Genomic DNA, 19,076 nt, shown 5'->3' with positions numbered 1-19,076 from the left:
CGCATGAACTGGTCGCTCTCCTTCGAACCGCTTCTCTCCTGGCCGCTCTTCGGCCTGCTCTTCGTCCCGCTGCTTTTGCTGGCGCTTGTCGGCCTGTGGTTCCGCCAGCGCGGCTCGGCATTGCGCTTCATCGCGCTGCTCGCGCTTGCCGCTTCATTGCTCAATCCCGTTTTCCTCGCCGAGGAGCGCGAGGCGCTGAAGAGCGTCGTCGCCCTCGTCGTCGACCGCAGCCAGAGCCAGGATATCGGCGACCGCACCGAGCAGACCGACGAAGCGCTGGCCGGCCTGCAGCAGCGTCTTGCCCGCTTCAAGCAGTTCGATGTCCGCGTCGTCGAGGCCGGCAAGTCCGAAGCCGCCGACGAGCGCACCGAGACCAGGCTGTTCAGCGCGCTGGAGGGCGCCTTCCGCGACGTGCCGCCGTCGCGCATCGGCGGCGCGATCATGATCACCGATGGCGAGGTGCATGATGCGCCGGCCGGCGCGCCGGAGTTCAACGCGCCGCTGCATGCGCTGATCACCGGCAACGAGCATGAGAAGGACCGCCGCATCCGCTTCGAGAACGCGCCGCGCTTCGGTCTCGTCGGCAAGCCGCTCGACATGACCTACCGCGTCATTTCGACGGAAGGTGATGGTGCTCCGGTGGACGTGCGCGTCTCGGTCAATGGCGAGCAGGTCTCGGTCGAGCACGCGACCGTCGGCCAGCCGATGAAGCTCTCGGTCACCATACCCAATGCCGGCCGCAACATCGTCCAGCTCGGCATCGACCGGGAGCCCGGCGAACTGACCGACGCCAACAACCGGGCGATTGCCCTGGTCGACGGCATTCGCGAAAACCTGCGCGTGCTCCTGGTTTCCGGCGAGCCGCATGCCGGCGAGCGCACATGGCGCAACCTTTTGAAGTCGGACGCATCGGTCGATCTCGTCCACTTCACCATTCTGCGCCCGCCGGAAAAACAGGACGGCACGCCGATCAATGAGCTATCACTGATCGCTTTCCCGACGCGCGAGCTGTTCGTCGAGAAGATCAAGGATTTCGATCTGATCATCTTCGACCGCTACCAGCACCGCGACGTGCTGCCGATCCTCTATTACGACTACATCTCCGAATATGTCGAAAAGGGCGGCGCGCTGCTGATTGCCGCCGGCCCCGAATATGCCGGCGAGAACTCCATTGCCCGCACGCCGCTCAATGCCGCGCTGCCGGCTATGCCGACCGGCGAGGTGGTGGACAAGGCCTTCTATCCGCGCCTGACCGATCTCGGCCAGCGCCATCCGGTGACGCGCGGGCTCGACGGCTCGGCAAGCGAGCCGCCGCATTGGAGCCGCTGGTTCCGCACCATCGGCGTCAAGAACCCGGAAGGCGAAGTGGTGATGAAAGGCGCCGACGATCGGCCCCTGCTCCTGCTCGATCGCAAGGGCGAAGGCCGTGTCGGCATGCTCCTGTCCGATCAGGGCTGGCTGTGGGCGCGCGGCTTCGAGGGCGGCGGGCCGCATGTCCAGCTTTATCGCCGCATCGCCCACTGGCTGATGAAGGAGCCGGAACTGGAAGAGGAACGGCTAACCGCCGACGGCCGCGGCATGATGCTTGAAATCCGCCGCCAGACGATGAGCGACGACCCCGGTCCCGCCCAGGTCATCACGCCGTCCGGCAAGGCGGTGACGGTGAAGCTCGAGAAGGCCGAACCCGGCATTTTCACCGGCAGCCTGCAGACCAGCGAGATCGGCCTTTACCAGATCGGCAATGGCGACCTTACCGCGCTTGCCCATGTCGGCCCGATCAACGCGCCGGAATTTTCCGACGTGATCTCGACCGAGGACCGGCTGAAGGCGCCCGCCGAGGCGACCGGCGGCAGCGTGCGGCGGCTGGCACCGTCGTCGACGCTCGGCAATCTCGCCGGCGGCTTGACATTGCCGTCGATCGTGCCGGTCCGCTCTTCCGCGGCCGCGTCGGGCGACGACTGGGTAGGCCTGCGCACCACCGACGACAGCACACTCAAGGCTGTGTCGCGCGTGCCGCTGTTCGGCGGCTTCCTCGGCCTCGGCCTGCTGCTGCTCGCCATCGGCTCGATGTGGTATCGCGAAGGGCGGTGAATTCTTACCTCTCCCCTTGTGGGAGAGGTCGGATTGCCCCGATTTGTCCTTCACAAATCGGCTGGCAATCCGGGTGAGGGGTAGGCTTGGCGCCAAGCTGGAGCACCCCTCATCCGTCTCGGCGCTGCGCGCCGATCCACCTTCTCCCACAAGGGGAGAAGGGAAGCGCTCCGCCCCTACTCTTCCGGTTCGGTGGTGAACAGCAGCGGATAGCCCTTGGCCTTGCCGGCGTCGGTCGCTCGCGTTGCCTTGGTCTCGGCGATATCGCGCGTAAACACCGCGACGACGCACACGCCGCGCGTATGCGCGGTGATCATGACGCGATGCGCCTGATCCTCACTGAGCTTGAATTCGCCCTTGAGCACCGTCACCACGAACTCGCGCGGCGTGAAATCGTCATTGACAAGGATGACTTTGTAGAGCTTCGGCCGCTCGGTTTTCGGCTGTGTCTTAGTGCGGGGTTTGAGGACGGTTTCGGGCATCGGATCCACCAGCGAGAACTGGGCTCTCTCGCTCTCATTCTGTCACGCAGCAAATATACGTCCAATTCCACGCGCGGGTAATGCCGGCCTGGACCATCAGTCCTATGTGGGGAATCACTGCCGAAGGGTCAACGGCCCTGGCGCCCGACCTGGCGGCGCAACGCGGTGCCCGATCTGCCGGAGCCTGCACTGCCATCCATGTCGGAGCCGCGTTCGACGAAGGCGAAGAACATCCAGCCGACAAGGCCGATCGCGGTCGCGCCGGTCAGCAGGATCAGGACCCAGGACTGCGCCGGCGTGATGTAGTCGAAGCTTGAAGAGATCAGCGGAGCGAACAGCTCGGGCTCGGTCCTGCCGCTGGCGGGATCCGGCACGGGGCTTGCGGTAAAGATGATCAACGATCGTGCCGCCGCGGTGGCGATCAGGCCGCCGAGGGTCAGCGAACGCATCAGGGACGAAAACCGCTTCTTCATGCGGATTGTCCTACAGCACCGGCATTGCAATCAGGTTAAGGATAGACTGGACGCGGTGGAAACCTGCCGGTTTCGGGCTCCCGCCGAAGCCGCCCCTGCCGAAATCGACTGGAGCGGCTTCATCTAGTGGCGCCGAGCGCTGGATCAGGGCTTCTTGGCAGCCGGCTTCGCAGCAGCGGGCTTCGCAGCCGACGCCTTCTTCTTGACCGGGCACTTGTGCGTCTTGGTCACTTTGCAGGCCTTCTTGGCAGCGGCTTTCTTCATCGGCTTCGCAGCCATGCTATCCGCCGGAGCAGGCGTGGTGGTCGCGGTCGAAGCAGCCGGAGCAGCGGTCGTCGTAGCGGCCGCGTTGCCGAGCGCCGGCATCGCGAAGGCGAGAGCAACACCGAGGCCGAGGGCGGAGAGGATGGACTTCTTCATGGCTTCATTTCCTTTTCTTGCGGGTCTGGATGAGTGTCACTGAACGGGATCGATCGGTGCCACTCCAAGCAGCTTCAAAGCATTTGCGAGCATCCGGATCCCCTGTGCCTGTTTCTTGTTGGCGCAGAACCGGTTTCCCTTTCTTTGCAGTGCCTTCGCCGCGGTGACCTGCGTTGCCGCGGCATGCGTTTCGAGAGCTTCGTCAACCTGACGGCTCAGATTGGTGCAGCGCTCGGTCCGGGTGAGCGGGGCGGCGACCTTTGCAGTGGAGGCGCCGTCTGCGGCTGTGATGAGCGATATGCTGAGCAAAGCACCCATCACGCTGATCCAGAACCTCTGCATTGGTCTTGTCCGTTACTCCGGAAACTTGCGTCGCAGCCGATGATCTGACCGCCACGGCATCGGTTATGCCCTTGAAATTTTTCACCAGTTTTTCTCGATTGTAGAATTTTGTTTCTGGATTGTTTCTGGGAACCCAGCCGGCACGGCAATCGCGGCCACTGGCCAAGATGTGGCCCGAATTCTATCGTGTGGGTTGCCTCGAACGGATATCCAGCAAGAGCCGGCAAAAAGAATGATAGGTTTCGAGTGAAATCCGATGCGCACATACTGATCGTCGACGACGACAAGGGCATACGCGACCTGCTGCAGGAGTTCTTCCAGAAGCGAGGGCTGCACACGACGGTGGCCGGCGACGGTACCGAGATGGAAGCGGTCCTGCGCCGCACGCCGGTCGACCTGATCGTTCTCGACGTGATGTTGCCCGGCAAAAGCGGACTTGAGCTTTGCCGCGAGATCCGCGCCAACTATACTACGCCGATCATCATGCTGACCGCGGTCACCGAAACGACCGACCGCGTGGTGGGCCTGGAAATGGGCGCCGACGACTACGTGCCCAAGCCCTTCGATCCGCGCGAGCTGTTGGCCCGCATCCGCGCCGTGCTGAGACGCAACGGCAGCGCCGAGCCGCGTCGGCCCGCCGCCAGGCAGGTCTACCGCTTTGCCGGCTGGACCATGGATTGCGCGCGCCGCCGCCTGACGGCGCCCGACGACGTCCGGGTTGAGCTGACGATGGCGGAGTTCAACCTGCTGCAGACCTTCGTCAGGAGCGCGCAGCGCGTGCTTACCCGTGAGCAGCTGATCGAGCTGTCCGGCGGCGACACCGGCTATAGCTTCGACCGCAGCGTCGACATTCTGGTGAGCCGCCTCCGCCGCAAGATGGAAGACGATCCGAAAACGCCGAAACTGATCCTGACCGTGCGCAGCGGCGGCTATCAGTTCCTGCCCGAGACGACATCCGAATGAGACGCTTCCTGCCGCAGACCCTGCCAGTCTGGGTGCTGCTCATCGTCATTGCCGGTCTCATGCTCAGCCAGGTGACGACGCTTTACATCGTCGCGCGCGATCGGGCCGCCGCCAATAGCGTCGTCGATCTCTACCGGTTGAACGACCGCGCCTATTCACTGGTGCAGCTGATGCATGACGCCACGCCCGAAGAACGCAAGGCGACCGCCTCCGGCCTGTTCAACTCGACCTATGCGCTGACGGTTTCGGACACGCCCGCCGTCACCTCTTCGATCGCCGGCGACGACCAACTTGCCGAGTTGGAGGACATCCTGGTCGGCCGCCTGTCGAAGTTCGGCATCACCGATGCGCGCGTGCGCCGCGATCCGGCCACCCAGGAGGCCGATGTCCCGGACGGGCAGGCGGTGAACAAGGATGTCGGCCAGGTCGAGCGCGACCTGCTGGTCCTGGCCGCGGATTTCGCGCAAAGCGACAAGCTGACCGCCTCGCTGCGCTTTTCCGACGGACAGTGGCTGAATTTCACCGAACCGATCACGCCGGCGGGACCGATTCTGAGCCTCGACAGCCTGCCGCTTTACTCATTGATCGCCGGTTTGATTGTCATCATGTCGATCTGGTCGCTGCGCCGGCTGACCGCGCCCTACCGGATGATGGAAACGGCGGTGACGCGCATCGGCAACGACCTGAAAAGCCCGCCGATCGCCGAGAGCGGCAGCCGCGAGATCCGTGCAGCCGCGAAGGCGATAAACGCCATGCAGATGCGGCTGCGCGATTATGTCGAGGATCGCGAGCACCTCGCGGCGGCGTTGGCGCATGATCTGCGCACGCCGCTGACCCGGATGCGCCTGCGCCTCGAACTGTTGCGCAGGTCGCCCGCGCGCGAGGCGCTGGCGCACGACCTCGCCGACATCGAAAGCATCGCGAGCTCGGTCATCGACTTCGCCAAATTCGAGGTGACCGAGGAAAAGGCCGAGCGGATCGATTTCTGGTCGCTGGTGGAATCGGTCGCGGACTCCTTCGACGGCGCGTCCTTCGACGAAGACGTGGTCCCGTCGCGCGGCCTGATCTGCGTCGCGCGGCCGGTGGCGCTGCGCCGCTGCATCACCAATCTCATCCAGAACGCGGTGACCTACGGCAAAAAGGCGCATCTCGGCGTGCGGCGATCGGGCGACACGATCACGCTTTCAATCCGCGACGAGGGTCCCGGCATTCCGCAGGCGAAGCTGGACGCGGTGTTCGGCTCCTTCGTGCGGCTGGAGGAATCGCGCAACCGCACGACCGGCGGCCTCGGCCTCGGCCTCACCATCGCCCGCAACATCGCGCGCGGCGCCGGCGGCGAGGTCGATCTCTCCAACTACCCCGGTGGCGGGCTGCTGACGGAGCTGCGGCTGCCGGTGGCAGCTTGAGTCAGGAGTGGGCTTTGTCCGCCACCGGCGCCACTGGATCAGCCGAACCATCCTTGTGATAGTGCGGCCCGCCTGGTCACGAGGGAAATCCACCCATGTTCTACGCCGTCCTTGCGTATCACGTCGAAGACACCGTGCAGTCCTGGTCGCCCGATGAGGATGCGGCATTGATGAAAGACCTGCTCGAGGTCAACGACAGGCTGACGCGCGAGGGCAAGCTCGGGCCTGCGGCCAGGCTCGGCGCGACGGCCAAGGCCGTGACGCTGCGCGGTCCGGGCGACGGCATGGTGATCGATGGTCCCTTTGCCGAGACCAAGGAGCAGTTGCTCGGCCTCTATGTCCTCGACTGCGCGACCCAGGACGAGGCGATAGCGGTGGCGCGCGACCTCAAGCGCGTCAACCCCACCGCCGTCTACGAGATCCGGCCGATCATGCTCTATCTACCGGGCGCCACTCTGACGGTAAGCTGAGACAGCTTCCCGAGCGTGCTTCAGACCGGTATCGCGGCCTCGAGTTCCTGTCCCAGCCTGAGCATCTCCGCGACCAGCAGGTCGAGATCGCCGCGGCGCGTGCGGTGATTGGCGATCGCCACCCTCAGGCAATGCCGGCCCTGCACCGTTGTATCGGACAAGGCCGCGATTCCCTCCTCCTGGAGTCTCAGCATGATCTCGGTGTTGAACGCCTTGAGGCTTTCCTCCGACGCGCCATCCAGGCGATGGCGGAAGCAGACGATGTTGATGGTGGTCGGCGCCATCAGTTCGAGCGCCGGCTCCGCCTCGATCAGCCGGGTGAGGTGGCGGGCCTGGGCGATGTTCTGGTCGATCAGGCGGCCGAACTTCTCGACGCCATGCTCCTTCAGCGCCATCCAGATCTTGAGCGCACGGAAGCCGCGCGACGTTTGAAGCCCATAATCGTGCAGCCACTCTCCGGAGGCCAGGCCCCGCGGCGTCGATTCCAGATATTCCGGCGTCACGGCAAAAGTATTGCGGTGCTGGGATGCGTCCCGCACCAGCGCGCAGCCGGCTTCGAACGGCGCGTGCAGCCATTTATGCGGATCGAGCGCGATCGAATCCACCTGTTCGATGCCGGCGACGAGCGATCGGTTCTCAGGCGCGATCGCGATCAGCGCGCCGATGCAGCCGTCGAGATGGAACCAGAGGTCCTCTTCGGCCGCCACGCTCGCCAGCGCCTGCAGGTCGTCGACCGCGCCGGTGTTGACGGTGCCGGCGGTGCCGATCACGCAGGCCGGCCTGAAGCCCGCCTCGCGGTCCTCCGCGATTGCCGCCTTGAGCGCGGCGATATCGATGCGCGACCCGGCATCGGTCTGGATTCGCCGCAGCGCCTGATTGCCGAGGCCGAGCGCCTCCACAGCCTTGCGATGACAGGAATGGACCTGGTCCGAGGCGTAGTAGCGCAACGGCTTCGGCATGGCGCCGACACCCCGCTCGCGCACGTCGACGCCTGCCTTGACGTTGCGCGCCACGGTCAGGCCGATAATGTTGGCCATCGAGCCGCCGCTGACCAGCGTGCCGCTGGCCGAGGCTGGGAAACCGACCATCTCCTTCATCCAGTTGACGACCTGGCTGTCGATCAGTGCGGCGGCATGGTTGCCGCCGCCGAGATTGGAGCCATGGATCGCCGCCAGGAAATCGCCGAGCGCGCCGGTGAAGTTGCTGGATCCCATATACCAGGACCAGAAACGCGGGTGGATGTTGCCCATCGGGTAAGGCATCACGTTGCGGGCGACGTCGTCATAGACGTCAGCCGCCGGCGCCGGCGAGCGCGGCAAAGGTGCGCCGAAGAATGCTCGCACCTCGGCCGGCATCTGGCGCCAGACTGGCCGGTCGCGGACATCCTCGAGATAGGCGATGGCATCGTCGAGGATTCGGTGCGAGAGCGCTCCCACATCGGCCCAATCCGGCGGATCGAGCGTTTCCTCCGCGTTGGTCGCTTCCTGAAGTGTATCCATCTCGCCTCTCCCGCCGGCGCGGGTCGACCCGCGCGTAAAAGAACGGCGCCGCCATGCGGGGGCGGCGTCGCGGTCGGTGCTGTCAGGCTTCAAACTGGCAGCTTGGCGTCGAGCGCGACAGCGCCGTTTCCTCGGCGTCCATGTCCACCTCGATGCCGTCGAAAAGCGGCGTCGACATGTAGCGCTCCCCCGTGTCGGGCAGTATGCACAGGATCACCGAGCCGGCCGGGGCCTTGCCCGCGATCTGCCGCGCCACGGCAAAAGTGGCGCCGCCGGAGATGCCGGTGAAGATGCCTTCCTGCCGCGCCAGCGCCTTCGTCCATTTGATGCCTTCGGGACCAGGGATCGGCACCACCTCGTCATAGTAGCGTTGGTCGATCGCCTCCTGCAGCACGTTGGGGATGAAGTCCGGCGTCCAGCCCTGGATCGGATGCGGCTCGAAGGCCGGGTGGCTGGCGGACGGCGCGCCGCCGGCGCCGCGCTCCTGGCGCGTGCCGCTGCCGATCAGCTGGGCGTTCGCCGGCTCGGCGAGCACGATCTTCACCTCCGGCCGCTCGCGGCGCAGCACGCGGCCGACGCCGGCCACCGTGCCGCCCGTGCCGTAGCCGGTGACCAACACATCGAGCCTGGAAGCGGCGAAATCATTGATGATCTCGCGCGCTGTCGTCGCCTCGTGGATGGCGGCGTTGGCCTCGGTCTCGAACTGCCGCGCCAGGAACCAGCCATTGGTTTCGGCAAGCTCGACCGCCTTCTTGTACATGCCGAATCCCTTCTGGGCGCGCGGCGTCAGCACCACCTTGGCGCCGAGCATGCGCATCAGCTTGCGGCGCTCGATCGAGAAGCTGTCGGCCATCGTCACCACCAGCGGATAGCCTTTCTGCGCGCAGACCATGGCAAGGCCGATGCCGGTGTTGCCGCTCGTCGCCTCGACCACGGTCTGGCCGGGCTTGAGCTTACCGCTGCGCTCGCCTTCCTCGATGATGTTGAGCGCCAGCCGGTCCTTCACCGAGGCCGCCGGATTGAAGAACTCGGCCTTCACATAGATCGTGGCATGCGCGGGGCCGAGATTGTTGATGCGGATGACCGGCGTGTCGCCGACCGTGTCGAGAATGCTGTCGAACAGACGGCCGCGCCCGGACGTGGTCCTGATTTTCAATTGATGCAACATGGCTCTCTCCTCACGTGCCGGTTACAAACCGGCGGCTTGGGCGGCGCGGTTTCGACACCTTGCCGCGTTAGTTGCGTGTGACTTGCCGGCAAATTCGGCAAAGGCCGCATCCGGCTCGAAATTCGCCGACGGATGCGCCCTGTCGTGTTTGGTGATAGAACATGGACCAACTGTTCGGCGTGGGAGCGAGCGTGGAAACGGACATGGAATCCGTTCGGTCGGCTCTGAAAAGCATGGCAGCCAGCCTTTCGATCAGGCTGCTCGGCCCGTTTGCGATCATGCGCGACGATGTTCCTGTGGCCTTGCCTTCGTCACGCAAGCTGCGCGCCCTGCTTGCCTATCTGGCGCTGGCGCCCCACCCCGTCAGCCGCAGCCGTCTTTGCGAACTTCTCTGGGACGTGCCCAACGATCCGCGCGGCGAGTTGCGCTGGTGCCTGAGCAAGCTGCGTGCCGCGCTCGACGAACCGGGCTTGCGCCGGATCGAGACGGAAGGCGACACCGTGGCGCTTCGCCTCGGCGATGTGAGCGTCGATGTCGTCGAGGCAGCTGCCGCGGTGGCGAAAGGGATCGAGACACTTGGCCTCGACCGCCTGCGGACGCTTGCGCAACTGTTCGCCGGCGATTTTCTCGATGGCCTCGAGCTCGATCGCAGCCCGCATTTCAGCAGCTGGCTGACGGCGCAGCGCCGCCGTTTCAGCGCATGCCATGTCGCGGTTCTGGAGCATATTATCGGGCTTCTCCCACGCGGAGCCGATGAGGCCGGCGCCCATATCGACAAATGGCTGGAGCTTGCGCCCTTCGACGGCCGCGCACATGTGGCGCTGCTGGAAAATCTGGCCCGGCGCGGGCAGATCTGCGCCGGCGACGAGCATCTTGCCACGGCAGCGGAGTTGTTTCGCTCGGAAGAGCTGGATTTCACGCCATTGCGCGAGGCTTGGCAGGAGATAAGAGCCCGAAACGCCGGCGCAACGCCATGCGACCGATCCGGCCCGGCTTTCCCGGTTTCGGAATCGCTGGTGGCCGCGAACGAATCCGAGCCCGTTGCGACCCGCCGGGCTTCGCTCGCGGTGATGCCGTTTGCCGAGAGCGCCGGCGCCGGCGGCTTCCGTGGCGGGCTTGCCGACGGCCTCACGCATGACATCATCACGCGGCTTGCCAAGCTGCGCGATTTCTTCGTCATCGCCCGCGGCTCTGTCTTCGCGCTCGCCGAGAAGAACATCGCGCCGGAAGACGCCGGGCGCAGGCTGAATGTCGACTATGTCGCGACTGGTTCGGTGCGGGCTCTGCCGGGCCGGTTCATCGTCTCGGTCGAGCTTGTCGAGGTCCGCACGGCAAGGATCGTTTGGGCGGAAACCTTCGAGCACAAACCCGACGACATCTTCATCGTCATCGAGGATATCGGCAACAGCATCGTCTCATCGATCGCCGCCGAGATCGCGACGGTGGAGCGCAACCGCGCATTGCTGAAAGCGCCAAACTCGCTCAATGCCTGGGAGGCCTATCATCGCGGCCTCTGGCACATGTATCGCTTCACCCGCCAGGAAAACGAGCTGGCGCAGCATTTCTTCGGCGAGGCATTGAAGCTCGATCCCACTTTCGCGCGCGCCTATGCCGGCATGTCCTTCACCCACTGGCAGAATGCTTTCCAGCGCTGGGGCGACCGCGACCGCGAGACCGCGCTTGCCTTCGAAAGCGCCGGCCAGAGCCTTTTGGTCGACGACCGCAACCCCGCCGCCCATTGGGCGATGGGCCGTGCGCTATGGCTGCGCGGCGAGCAGGACGGATCGCTGCTGGAGCTCGCGAGCGCCGTCGACCTCAGCCCCAATTTCGCGCTCGGCCACTACGCGCTGTCCTTCGTCCATTCGCAATCGGGCGACCCGCAATCGGCGATCGGTTCGTCGGACCATTCGCGCCATCTGAGCCCCTTCGATCCGCTGCTGTTCGGCATGATGGGCGCGCGCGCCATGGCGCATGCAAGGCTCGGCGAATTCGAAGCGGCGGCCGAATGGGCGCTGAAGGCCGCGGCACGCCCTAACGCCCATCTCATCATCCTGGCGATTGCCGCCCACTGCCTGGCGCTGGCCGGCCGGCAGGAGGAGGCGCGAACCTTCGCCGCCGCGATCCGCAACACCTTGCCGAACTATCGCGCCGACGATTTCATCGCGACATTCCGTTTCGACCGGGATGGAGAAGCCCTGTTCCGGAACGGCGCCAAGCTCATCGGGCTGAATTGAATCCGGCTAAAGCATGCCTCCCGAAAGTGGGAACCGGTTTCGGGACAAAGGCATGCGTAGAATCAAGACCTAAAGCGCAGGGAGCGAATCTGAAAGATCGCGATGCGCTTTAGTGGCACTGCACAGGGATTTTGACCGGTCGGCTCTGTTTGCGTTGGCAGGTGGCATGCCTTGGAGATTGGCCGAAACGCCCATCGCGATCGTCATTCCAGGGCGGAGCAGGAGCGAAGCTCCGTCGCGAAGACCCTGGAATCCATGCCGCTACCTTCGCCAAGGCGTGCAACGGAGCAGAATTCTGCACCGTGCCGGCGCTTCGAAGTCACAGAATGGATTCTATGGTCTGCGCGCGTCGCTTCGCTCCTTGCTCCGCCATAGAATGACGAGGTTGGGGCGGCTTCATCCGATCCCCGGCGTTTGCGCTGGGGAACTAGTGAGATAACGGGCCGCTGGCCTTCCGCCAGGCGTCGATGCCGCCCTGGATATGGCGGGCGCTGGAAATCCCGACGTCCTGCGCCGCTTGCACCGCCATCGCCGAACGCTCGCCGAAGGCGCAGTAAAACAGGATCTGCTTAGCCGTCGACTTCGCCAGCTCGTGCAGCATGCCGCCGGCCATGATGTTTTCCTGCAGCCGCGCATAGGGCAGATGGATCGCGCCGGGGATGATACCGTGCCGCTCGCGCTCGGTTTGCTCGCGCAGGTCGACCAGCGCCACGTCGGGCCGCCCGACCAGCGCCAGCGCCTGCTCCGCACTCACCGCCCAGCCGCGGCTGGCGATGTCGTCCTGATGCAGCCCGACCCGCATGTTGGCGGGCACGGCCACATCCATCATTTTCGGGTTGGACAGATTGAGATTGTTCATGATGTTCACATACTCGTCGACCGACTTCACCTGCAGGCGCGGATTGAAGGCCTTTTCCTCGCCGATCGTCGACACGGTCTCGCCCTTGTAGTCATGCGCCGGGAAGATCAGCGTCTCGTCGGGCAGCTTGAGCAGCCGGCCGAAGATCGATTCATATTGCTGGCGCGGATCGCCGTTCTGGAAATCGGTGCGGCCGGTGCCGCGGATGAGCAGCGTGTCGCCGGTGAACACACGATCCGGCAGGATGAAGCTGTAGGAATCGTCGGTGTGGCCCGGCGTGTAGATGACGTCGAGCGCCAGGCCTTCGATGCCGAGCTTGTCGCCGTCGGCAAGCCGCATCGACACCACGTCGGCCTTGGTCTGCTCACCCATCACGGTCACGCAATGCGTCTTGTCGCGCAACGCGCCGAGGCCGGTGATGTGGTCGGCATGAAGATGCGTGTCGACCGCCTTGACCAGCCTCAGGTCCAGCTCATTGACCAGCTGCAGATAGCGCTCGACCTTCTCCAGCACCGGATCGATGATCAGCGCCTCGCCGCCGCGCCGGCTGGCAAGCAGATAGGAATAGGTGCCCGAAACGGAATCGAAGAGCTGACGAAAGATCATCCTGCGACGTGCCCCACTGCAACGCTGGCCTTCACGAATGCAATGATCCGCGAGGCCGCGTGGCAGTATAGGATTGTGGCGCTTTTTGACCAAGCGCCTATCGTCAGCCAATGACCGCGATTTTCCACGCCAACAGGGCAGCTATCGCCGCAGCGGTGAGAAGCGTCGCCCAGCCGTGCCGCCCGATGGCATGCACGACAAGAACGGCGAGGCCGGCGCAAACGGCGGCGAGCGCGCCTTCGATATAGAAGATTTCATCGCCGCGCAGCTGTGCGCCGGCCGCTCCACCGATCCTGAAGAATTCCAGGATCGACCGGACCGCGATGACGAGCAACAGGCCAAGCGCTATTTGCGCGGCTCGCGGTTCGGACAGCCAGTTCCAGATTCGCCTCACAGGACCCTGCCTGTCATCCATGTTAGAACAGGGCCAACGAGCCCATCCGTCGTAAAAAGGTACTCAAGTCGCGCCAGCGCCGGTGTTGTCTTGCATCCCTCAAAAAGCCTTGCTGAGGCGGGCCTGGCCGCGAACGGTGAAGGCATTATCGCTTCCGTAGCCGGCCTCGAAGCCGGCATTGAGCGTCATGCCTGCGCCCACCTGCGCCGCGACGTCCGCGCCGGCAAAGCCGCGCAACACAAATTTCTTGCCGCCGGCGGGAAAAGAGATGCCCTGGCCGAGCAATGTCGCCGAAACGTCGCCGCTGTTTTGCGCGATCGCATCGATCCCCGCTCGGAGCGTGGTTTGCCAAGCCTGGACAGGCGTGCTGACAGGCGCCAAAGCCAGCGCGAGCTGACCGCGCGCCGAAAACAGGTTGACGTTGCGTCGCGCGACCGCGAGATCGCCGTCCGAACCGGTCTCTGCGTAGCCGTCGACGAAGAGGCCTGCGTAACGCAGCCGCACGCTGGGGATCAGCGTGCCGGCCGCGACCGGCAGCCGCGTGCCGAACGTAACCGACGGGCTGAGGAAGACGCTGCTGAAATCGGCCCGCGCCGTCTCGATGCCGTCGAGCACCCGGTTGTTCGCGACACGGCGGCGGCTGTGCTCCTCGATCGCGCCGGCAATCAACGTCGCCCCGGCAAAATGCGTCCCTCCGTCATAGCCGAGATAACCGCCCGCAAATACGCTGCGATGGGCGATCTCCTGCGCATCGTCGTCGATCTCGGTCGATCCCGCAGCACCTCCCAGCAGCACGCCACCCAGGAAGCCGTCGCCCGAGCGCCTTTCAGCGCCGGCGACGCCGGCGCCCAGCGCCTCGCTGAACCCGGCCGATGCGCCGGAACCGCCTTGGGCGCGTACCCCGCCAAATGTCGAGATCCAGGCGTCTGGATGCGGCGCAGGCAAGCCATCGCCAGGGGTAGACATGCGCGCCTCGGCGACGCCGGCTATGCCGTCGACAAGGTCTTCGATAAGCGGCCCGCTGCTGGCAAACCCGGTGATGTCCGCCACCGCCACGCTGTCGCCGCTCGTCACGAACGGCCTGCCGCCGGTCAGGACGGTCTGCGGCACACCGCTTCCCGAGAAACTCATGACGGCGTTCACCGCGGGACCGAAGGTGACGGTGTTGCCGCCGCCGGAAAAGACGATCGGCCCCTGGATGGCCGTTCCGCCCAACAGGTTCAGCGTCGCACCCGGCGCGCCAAGATAGATTGCCACGCTCTCGTCGCTGAAGACACGGCCGGAATTGGTCACGACGGAGTTGCTGCCCTGGGCGGCGATGCCCACGGCACCCACCCCCTCGACAATGACCGAACCGGAATTGCTTATCGTGGCATTGCCGAACAAGGTGCCTATGCCTGTCGAGGCTGTCCCGTAGGCATTGACCGTGCCGCTGTTGGCGATTGCGATGTCACTGCCGCTGGCGCCGATGCCGACGGAAGCCAACCCCGACACAATGATCGACCCTGAATTTTGCAGCCGAAGACCGTTGCTCTGCCAGATGATCCCGGCGGCGGCGATCCCATAGGCCTCGATCGAGCCGCTATTGCCTATCTCCAGGTCCGGCCCATCGCCGATGATGCCTGCGGCGGCCGTACCTGAAACGCCGATAAAGCCACGGTTGTCCACGCGCCCGCCCGGGGCGTCGCTGATGATGCCGTATGAGGCGACGCCAAGCGCCTCTATCGCGCCATCGTTCACGATATGCGCATTACCGCCCTCCGACAAAATGCCGATCGAGCCATCGCCTGTCGCCAGAATGGCTCCGTTGTTGAGGATGGTCGCGTCGAGCCCTTGCGAATGTACATTGGCGGCGCCGTCGCCGAATGTTGCAATCAACCCGTAATTGGTGAGCCGCTGGCCCGAATTGAGCATCCGCACGGCATCGGCGCCGGCGCCGAATGTTTCGATCGCTCCGTTTGAAGCCACGATGCCGGTGTCGCCGGCACCGGTCATCGTCTGCTGGCCGGCGGTGACGCCATTGCCGACGGCAAAGCTTTGCGAAAACGCGGTGCCGCTTGCAAGCGAGACCCCGGCGAAAATCGACAGCGCAACCGCGCCTGGAACCCCTGTGCGCGACGTCGGCATCACCCCCTCGGCGCATGGGCACGCAACGGGCGGACTCTGCGCTCGAAGGAGGCGAAAAACAAGCTGCGGTCAGGCGCCCGACCGCAGGCCGGGCGGCGCCCGCGAAGGCCCTACCGCCTCAGCACCGCGCTCAACACGTCCCTGATGCCGATCGAGCCGACGAAGCGCGAGCCTTCGTCGAACAGCGCCACCGGCGCAGTCTGCGAACGGTGCATGGCGAGCATCACCGTTTTCAGCGGCGTGCCGGGATTGGCCCAGAACACCTGAGCGCCCTCCTCCGGCTGGCGTTCGACATCGGCGCAGGACACCCACACGGCCGGCTTGCCGTCGCGCTCGGCCGCCGCCACAAGGCCGTGGTCGTCGATCTTGAAGCGTGTCGTCTTGCGCCGGTCGAGCCACACCCAGCCGTTATCGCCGTGCTCCAGGTCGCGACGGTCCCGCATCACGTTCCACGCCGTCAGCACCGACAGCGGATTCACATTGGCGATGAAGTCGCGGACATAGTCGTTGGCGGGGCGCAAGACGATGTCTTCCGGCGCGCCGGTCTGGACGATGCGGCCGCCCTCCATGATCGTGATGTGGCTGCCGATCTTCAGCGCCTCCTCGAGGTCGTGGCTGACGAAGATGATGGTCTTCTTCAGCTCGGCCTGGAGCTGCAGCAATTCGTCCTGCAGCTTGGTGCGGATAAGCGGGTCGAGCGCCGAGAACGGCTCGTCCATCAACAGAATCGGCGCCTCGGTGGCGAAAGCCCGGGCGAGACCGACGCGCTGCTGCATGCCGCCCGAAAGCTCATGGGCATATTTCTTCGACCATTGGTCGAGATGGACCAGTTGCAATTGCTTCTGCACGCGCGCCTTGCGTTCCGCCTCCGGCACGCCGGCAAGCTCGAGGCCGAAGCCGACATTTTCCTCGACCGTGCGCCACGGCAGCAGGCCGAATTGCTGGAACACCATGGCCACCTGCTTCTGGCGCAACCGCCGCAAGGTCGCCTCGTCGCAGGTGACGACATCGACCGTGCGATCGCCGTCCTTGACCAGCACCTGGCCGCGCGACACCACATTGAGCCGGTTGACGGCCCGCAGCAGCGTCGACTTGCCGGAGCCGGACAGGCCCATCAGCACCGAGATCTCGCCCTCATGGACAGTCAGGCTGGCGCCGGCGCAACCCAGCACGTTACCGGTCTTTTCGAGGATCTCGGCGCGCGTGGCGCCCTTGTCGATCATGGCCAGCGAACCTGCCTGGTCAGCGCCGAAGACAATGTCTACGTTCTTGAAATCAACCGCGACGGTCATTTCTTGCCTCCAACGCCGATGCGGGTCATGCGATCGAGCACGATGGCGAGCACGACGATGGCGAGGCCGGCCTCGAGCCCGAGATCGATGCGGCGCGAGCCGAGCGCGCGGTTGATTTCGGTGCCGAGGCCACCGGCGCCGATCAGGGCGGCGAACACCACCATCGACAGCGACAGCATGATCGATTGCGTCAGGCCCGCCATGATGGTCGGCAGCGCCGACGGCAGCTCCACCTTCCACAGAAGCTGGCGCTTGGTGGCGCCGAACGCCTCGCCCGCTTCGACGATCGCTTTCGGCACCGAAACCACGCCGAGATGCGTGAGGCGCACGGCCGTCGGGATGACGAAGATAATGGTGACGATCAGGCCTGGCGCGTTGCCGAGGCCGAACAGCGTGAGCACCGGGATCAGGTAGACGAAGGTCGGCAGCGTCTGCATCAGGTCGAGCACCGGCAGCATGATCCGGTAGACCTTCGGCTTGTGCGCCGCCCAGATGCCGAGCGGCACGCCGATCGCCATGGCCATTGCGGCGGCCGCGACCACCAGCACCAGCGTCTGCACCGTCTGCTTCCACAGATTCTGGTTGATGATGAAGATCAGGCCGAGGAAGACGCCGATGGCGAGCGGCCGCGAACGTTGCAGCAGCCAGGCGATGATCGCGATGACCAGCGCCAGAAGCACGGGCGGCACCATCAGCAGCAGGTCCACCGCCCCGTCGAGGATGAAATTAAGCCCGTTTGAAAACGCCCGGAAGATGGTGTCGAAATTGTCGGTCAGGAAGCCGAAGAAGGCCTTGCCCCACGGCCCGATGGGGATTTTGTAGTCGGTCAGGAATTTCGAAATCGGATCCATCTTCCCCTCTCGGCTTCGCCGCACTTGCCGTGCGGTCATCTTCTCGCAGCTTAACGCATGTCCCCCAAAAGTGTGCAGCGGTTTTGGGAAAATGACATGCGTCAAAACAGAGGCTTAAGGTGCGCCGCGCTTTAAGAAAAAGGGCAGCCTTTTCAACCGGCTGCCCTCTTTCGGATCATTCCGAACTCAAAGCCGGCTCAGCTCCCGAGCGCGGTCTTGACCGCCGCCGCCGCATCGCCGCCATCAAAGGTGGTCACGCCGGCAAGCCACGGCGTCACCGCATCCGGATGCTTCTTCAGCCAGTCGGTGGCGACCGTCTGCGGATCGCCGCCCTTGAGGATGGCGTCCATCATCTCGCCTTCCATGTCGAGATTGAACTTCAGGTTGGCGATGAACTTGCCGGCATTCGGGCACTCGGTCATGTAGCCCTTGCGGACATTGGTCGAGACGGTGGCGGCGCCGAAGCCGCTGTCGCCCATGCCGTCGAGATAGGTGATCTTCATGGCGCCCATCACCGGATGCGGCGTCCAGCCGAGGAAGGCGATCCATTCATTGTTCTTCATCGACTGCTCGGCCTGCGTCAGCATGCCGGCTTCCGAGGATTCGACCAGCTCGAAGCCTTCGAGGTTGTCCTTCGGGTTCTTGATCATGTCGAGGATGATGCGGTTGCCGTCATTGCCGGCCTCGATGCCGTAGATCTTGCCGTTGAACTTGTCCTTGAACTTGCCGAGATCGGTCAGCGTCTTGACGCCGGCATCCGCGACATAGGTCGGCACGACGATGCCGTAGCCGGCGCCGGCGAGGTTCTGACTGACGGTCTCGACCGAGCCGTCGGCGGTATAGTCCTTGATGTCGTTGGTCATCGACGGCATCCAGTTGCCGAGGAAGACGTCGAGGTCCTTGTTCTTCAACGACGCATAGGTCACCGGCACGGAGAGCTGGATCACCTGCGGCTCGTATCCGAGCGCAGTCAGCAGCACCGAAGCCAGGCCCGTGGTGGCCTGAATGTCGGTCCAGCCGACATCCGACAGCCGCACGGCCTTGCAGCTCGCCGGATCGCCGGCATAGGCGGCGGTCGTCGACAGAAGCGCCGCGAGGCCGAGGCCTGCGACGAAAGATTTAATACGCGACATGAACTTATCTCCCATTGGATTTTCGAGGCAAAGCGAAGTCACGGTTCTTGCGCCCGCCTTGTTTCGTCAGCCAAACACCATTTTGATGTTGTTTCAAGCGGTTCAACGTCGCGACGAACGGCGCGCGCTGGCCATTAAGCGACATGACAGCTTTTTGAACGACATCGAGTTTTTGGTGGACGGAGCCGGTGCCCTCTCCCCGAGCCGCGGCAAGTCGGCTTAGGGTGTGTCGAGATTCAGGTCGGGCCGGCCTCGCCTGAATCCCG

The 19,076-nt window shown here is 64.7% G+C and carries 18 protein-coding genes; 6 read left to right on the top strand and 12 right to left on the bottom strand.

What is annotated here, in order from left to right:
• The first annotated feature begins 3 nt into the window (after window positions 1-3).
• Window positions 4-2,091, top strand: coding sequence for a hypothetical protein (locus tag FJ425_RS16240; protein ID WP_140635406.1), 2,088 nt, complete (start codon window positions 4-6; stop codon window positions 2,089-2,091).
• Between the two features lie 176 nt (window positions 2,092-2,267).
• On the opposite strand, the gene clpS is transcribed toward FJ425_RS16240, so the two are convergent.
• The 4 genes from clpS to FJ425_RS16220 all read right to left on the bottom strand — a co-directional run bounded on the left by clpS (window position 2,268) and on the right by FJ425_RS16220 (window position 3,808).
• Window positions 2,268-2,573 carry an ATP-dependent Clp protease adapter ClpS gene (gene clpS, locus FJ425_RS16235; protein ID WP_140546186.1) on the bottom strand — a complete coding sequence of 102 codons (306 nt, stop codon included), beginning with the start codon at window positions 2,571-2,573 and terminating at the stop codon, window positions 2,268-2,270.
• Window positions 2,574-2,701: 128 nt separating this feature from the next.
• On the bottom strand, window positions 2,702-3,046 hold the full coding sequence (locus FJ425_RS16230; protein ID WP_140635404.1) for a hypothetical protein: 345 nt from the start codon (window positions 3,044-3,046) through the stop codon (window positions 2,702-2,704).
• Window positions 3,047-3,190: 144 nt separating this feature from the next.
• Window positions 3,191-3,466 carry a hypothetical protein gene (locus tag FJ425_RS16225; protein WP_140635402.1) on the bottom strand — a complete coding sequence of 92 codons (276 nt, stop codon included), beginning with the start codon at window positions 3,464-3,466 and terminating at the stop codon, window positions 3,191-3,193.
• Between the two features lie 36 nt (window positions 3,467-3,502).
• Complete coding sequence (locus FJ425_RS16220) at window positions 3,503-3,808, bottom strand: hypothetical protein (protein ID WP_140546183.1); 306 nt, start codon at window positions 3,806-3,808, stop codon at window positions 3,503-3,505.
• Window positions 3,809-4,054: 246 nt separating this feature from the next.
• Here FJ425_RS16220 and FJ425_RS16215 point away from each other — a divergent pair, with 246 nt between their 5' ends.
• From FJ425_RS16215 to FJ425_RS16205, 3 genes are all read left to right on the top strand, one after another.
• Complete coding sequence (locus tag FJ425_RS16215) at window positions 4,055-4,771, top strand: response regulator transcription factor (protein WP_140546182.1); 717 nt, start codon at window positions 4,055-4,057, stop codon at window positions 4,769-4,771.
• Window positions 4,768-6,177: an ATP-binding protein gene (locus FJ425_RS16210; RefSeq protein ID WP_140635400.1), complete on the top strand. Its 1,410-nt coding sequence runs from the start codon at window positions 4,768-4,770 to the stop codon at window positions 6,175-6,177. Before FJ425_RS16215 ends, FJ425_RS16210 begins: the two co-directional genes overlap by 4 nt.
• Before the next feature lie 95 nt (window positions 6,178-6,272).
• Window positions 6,273-6,647 (top strand): YciI family protein, encoded by a 375-nt coding sequence (locus FJ425_RS16205; RefSeq protein WP_140635398.1) that lies wholly within the window; start codon window positions 6,273-6,275, stop codon window positions 6,645-6,647.
• A 20-nt stretch (window positions 6,648-6,667) separates the two neighbouring features.
• On the opposite strand, the gene FJ425_RS16200 is transcribed toward FJ425_RS16205, so the two are convergent.
• Both FJ425_RS16200 and FJ425_RS16195 read right to left on the bottom strand, forming a co-directional pair.
• On the bottom strand, window positions 6,668-8,146 hold the full coding sequence (locus FJ425_RS16200) for a pyridoxal-dependent decarboxylase (RefSeq protein ID WP_140635396.1): 1,479 nt from the start codon (window positions 8,144-8,146) through the stop codon (window positions 6,668-6,670).
• An 82-nt stretch (window positions 8,147-8,228) separates the two neighbouring features.
• Window positions 8,229-9,314 carry a pyridoxal-phosphate dependent enzyme gene (locus FJ425_RS16195; RefSeq protein ID WP_140635394.1) on the bottom strand — a complete coding sequence of 362 codons (1,086 nt, stop codon included), beginning with the start codon at window positions 9,312-9,314 and terminating at the stop codon, window positions 8,229-8,231.
• 203 nt (window positions 9,315-9,517) lie between these two features.
• Between FJ425_RS16195 and FJ425_RS16190 the strand changes: the two genes are divergently transcribed.
• Complete coding sequence (locus tag FJ425_RS16190) at window positions 9,518-11,548, top strand: transcriptional regulator (RefSeq protein ID WP_181175937.1); 2,031 nt, start codon at window positions 9,518-9,520, stop codon at window positions 11,546-11,548.
• A 427-nt stretch (window positions 11,549-11,975) separates the two neighbouring features.
• On the opposite strand, the gene FJ425_RS16185 is transcribed toward FJ425_RS16190, so the two are convergent.
• From FJ425_RS16185 to FJ425_RS16160, 6 genes are all read right to left on the bottom strand, one after another.
• Entirely contained in the window at window positions 11,976-13,013 is a 1,038-nt protein-coding gene (locus FJ425_RS16185) for an MBL fold metallo-hydrolase (RefSeq protein WP_140635392.1), read from the bottom strand.
• Between the two features lie 103 nt (window positions 13,014-13,116).
• Entirely contained in the window at window positions 13,117-13,347 is a 231-nt protein-coding gene (locus FJ425_RS16180) for a hypothetical protein (RefSeq protein WP_140635390.1), read from the bottom strand.
• Between the two features lie 159 nt (window positions 13,348-13,506).
• The gene (locus FJ425_RS16175) at window positions 13,507-15,534 is read right to left on the bottom strand and encodes an autotransporter outer membrane beta-barrel domain-containing protein (RefSeq protein WP_140724834.1); all 2,028 of its coding nucleotides are present in this window, start codon (window positions 15,532-15,534) and stop codon (window positions 13,507-13,509) included.
• 110 nt (window positions 15,535-15,644) lie between these two features.
• Window positions 15,645-16,826 (bottom strand): choline ABC transporter ATP-binding protein, encoded by a 1,182-nt coding sequence (choV, locus tag FJ425_RS16170; protein ID WP_140689160.1) that lies wholly within the window; start codon window positions 16,824-16,826, stop codon window positions 15,645-15,647.
• A complete protein-coding gene (gene choW, locus FJ425_RS16165) occupies window positions 16,823-17,677 on the bottom strand; it encodes a choline ABC transporter permease subunit (protein WP_140724831.1) in 855 nt (284 codons plus the stop codon). The genes choV and choW overlap by 4 nt, the downstream gene beginning before the upstream one ends.
• Before the next feature lie 197 nt (window positions 17,678-17,874).
• Window positions 17,875-18,810: a choline ABC transporter substrate-binding protein gene (locus tag FJ425_RS16160; protein ID WP_140546563.1), complete on the bottom strand. Its 936-nt coding sequence runs from the start codon at window positions 18,808-18,810 to the stop codon at window positions 17,875-17,877.
• On the opposite strand from FJ425_RS16160, the gene FJ425_RS16155 reads away from it, so the two are divergent.
• Window positions 18,809-19,033, top strand: coding sequence for a hypothetical protein (locus FJ425_RS16155; protein WP_140546564.1), 225 nt, complete (start codon window positions 18,809-18,811; stop codon window positions 19,031-19,033). The genes FJ425_RS16160 and FJ425_RS16155 overlap by 2 nt on opposite strands.
• Window positions 19,034-19,076: the final 43 nt, after the last annotated feature.

This window comes from Mesorhizobium sp. B2-7-2 (assembly GCF_006440775.1).
Classification (GTDB): Bacteria; Pseudomonadota; Alphaproteobacteria; order Rhizobiales; family Rhizobiaceae; genus Mesorhizobium.
This window is presented reverse-complemented; position numbering and strand designations above follow the sequence as displayed.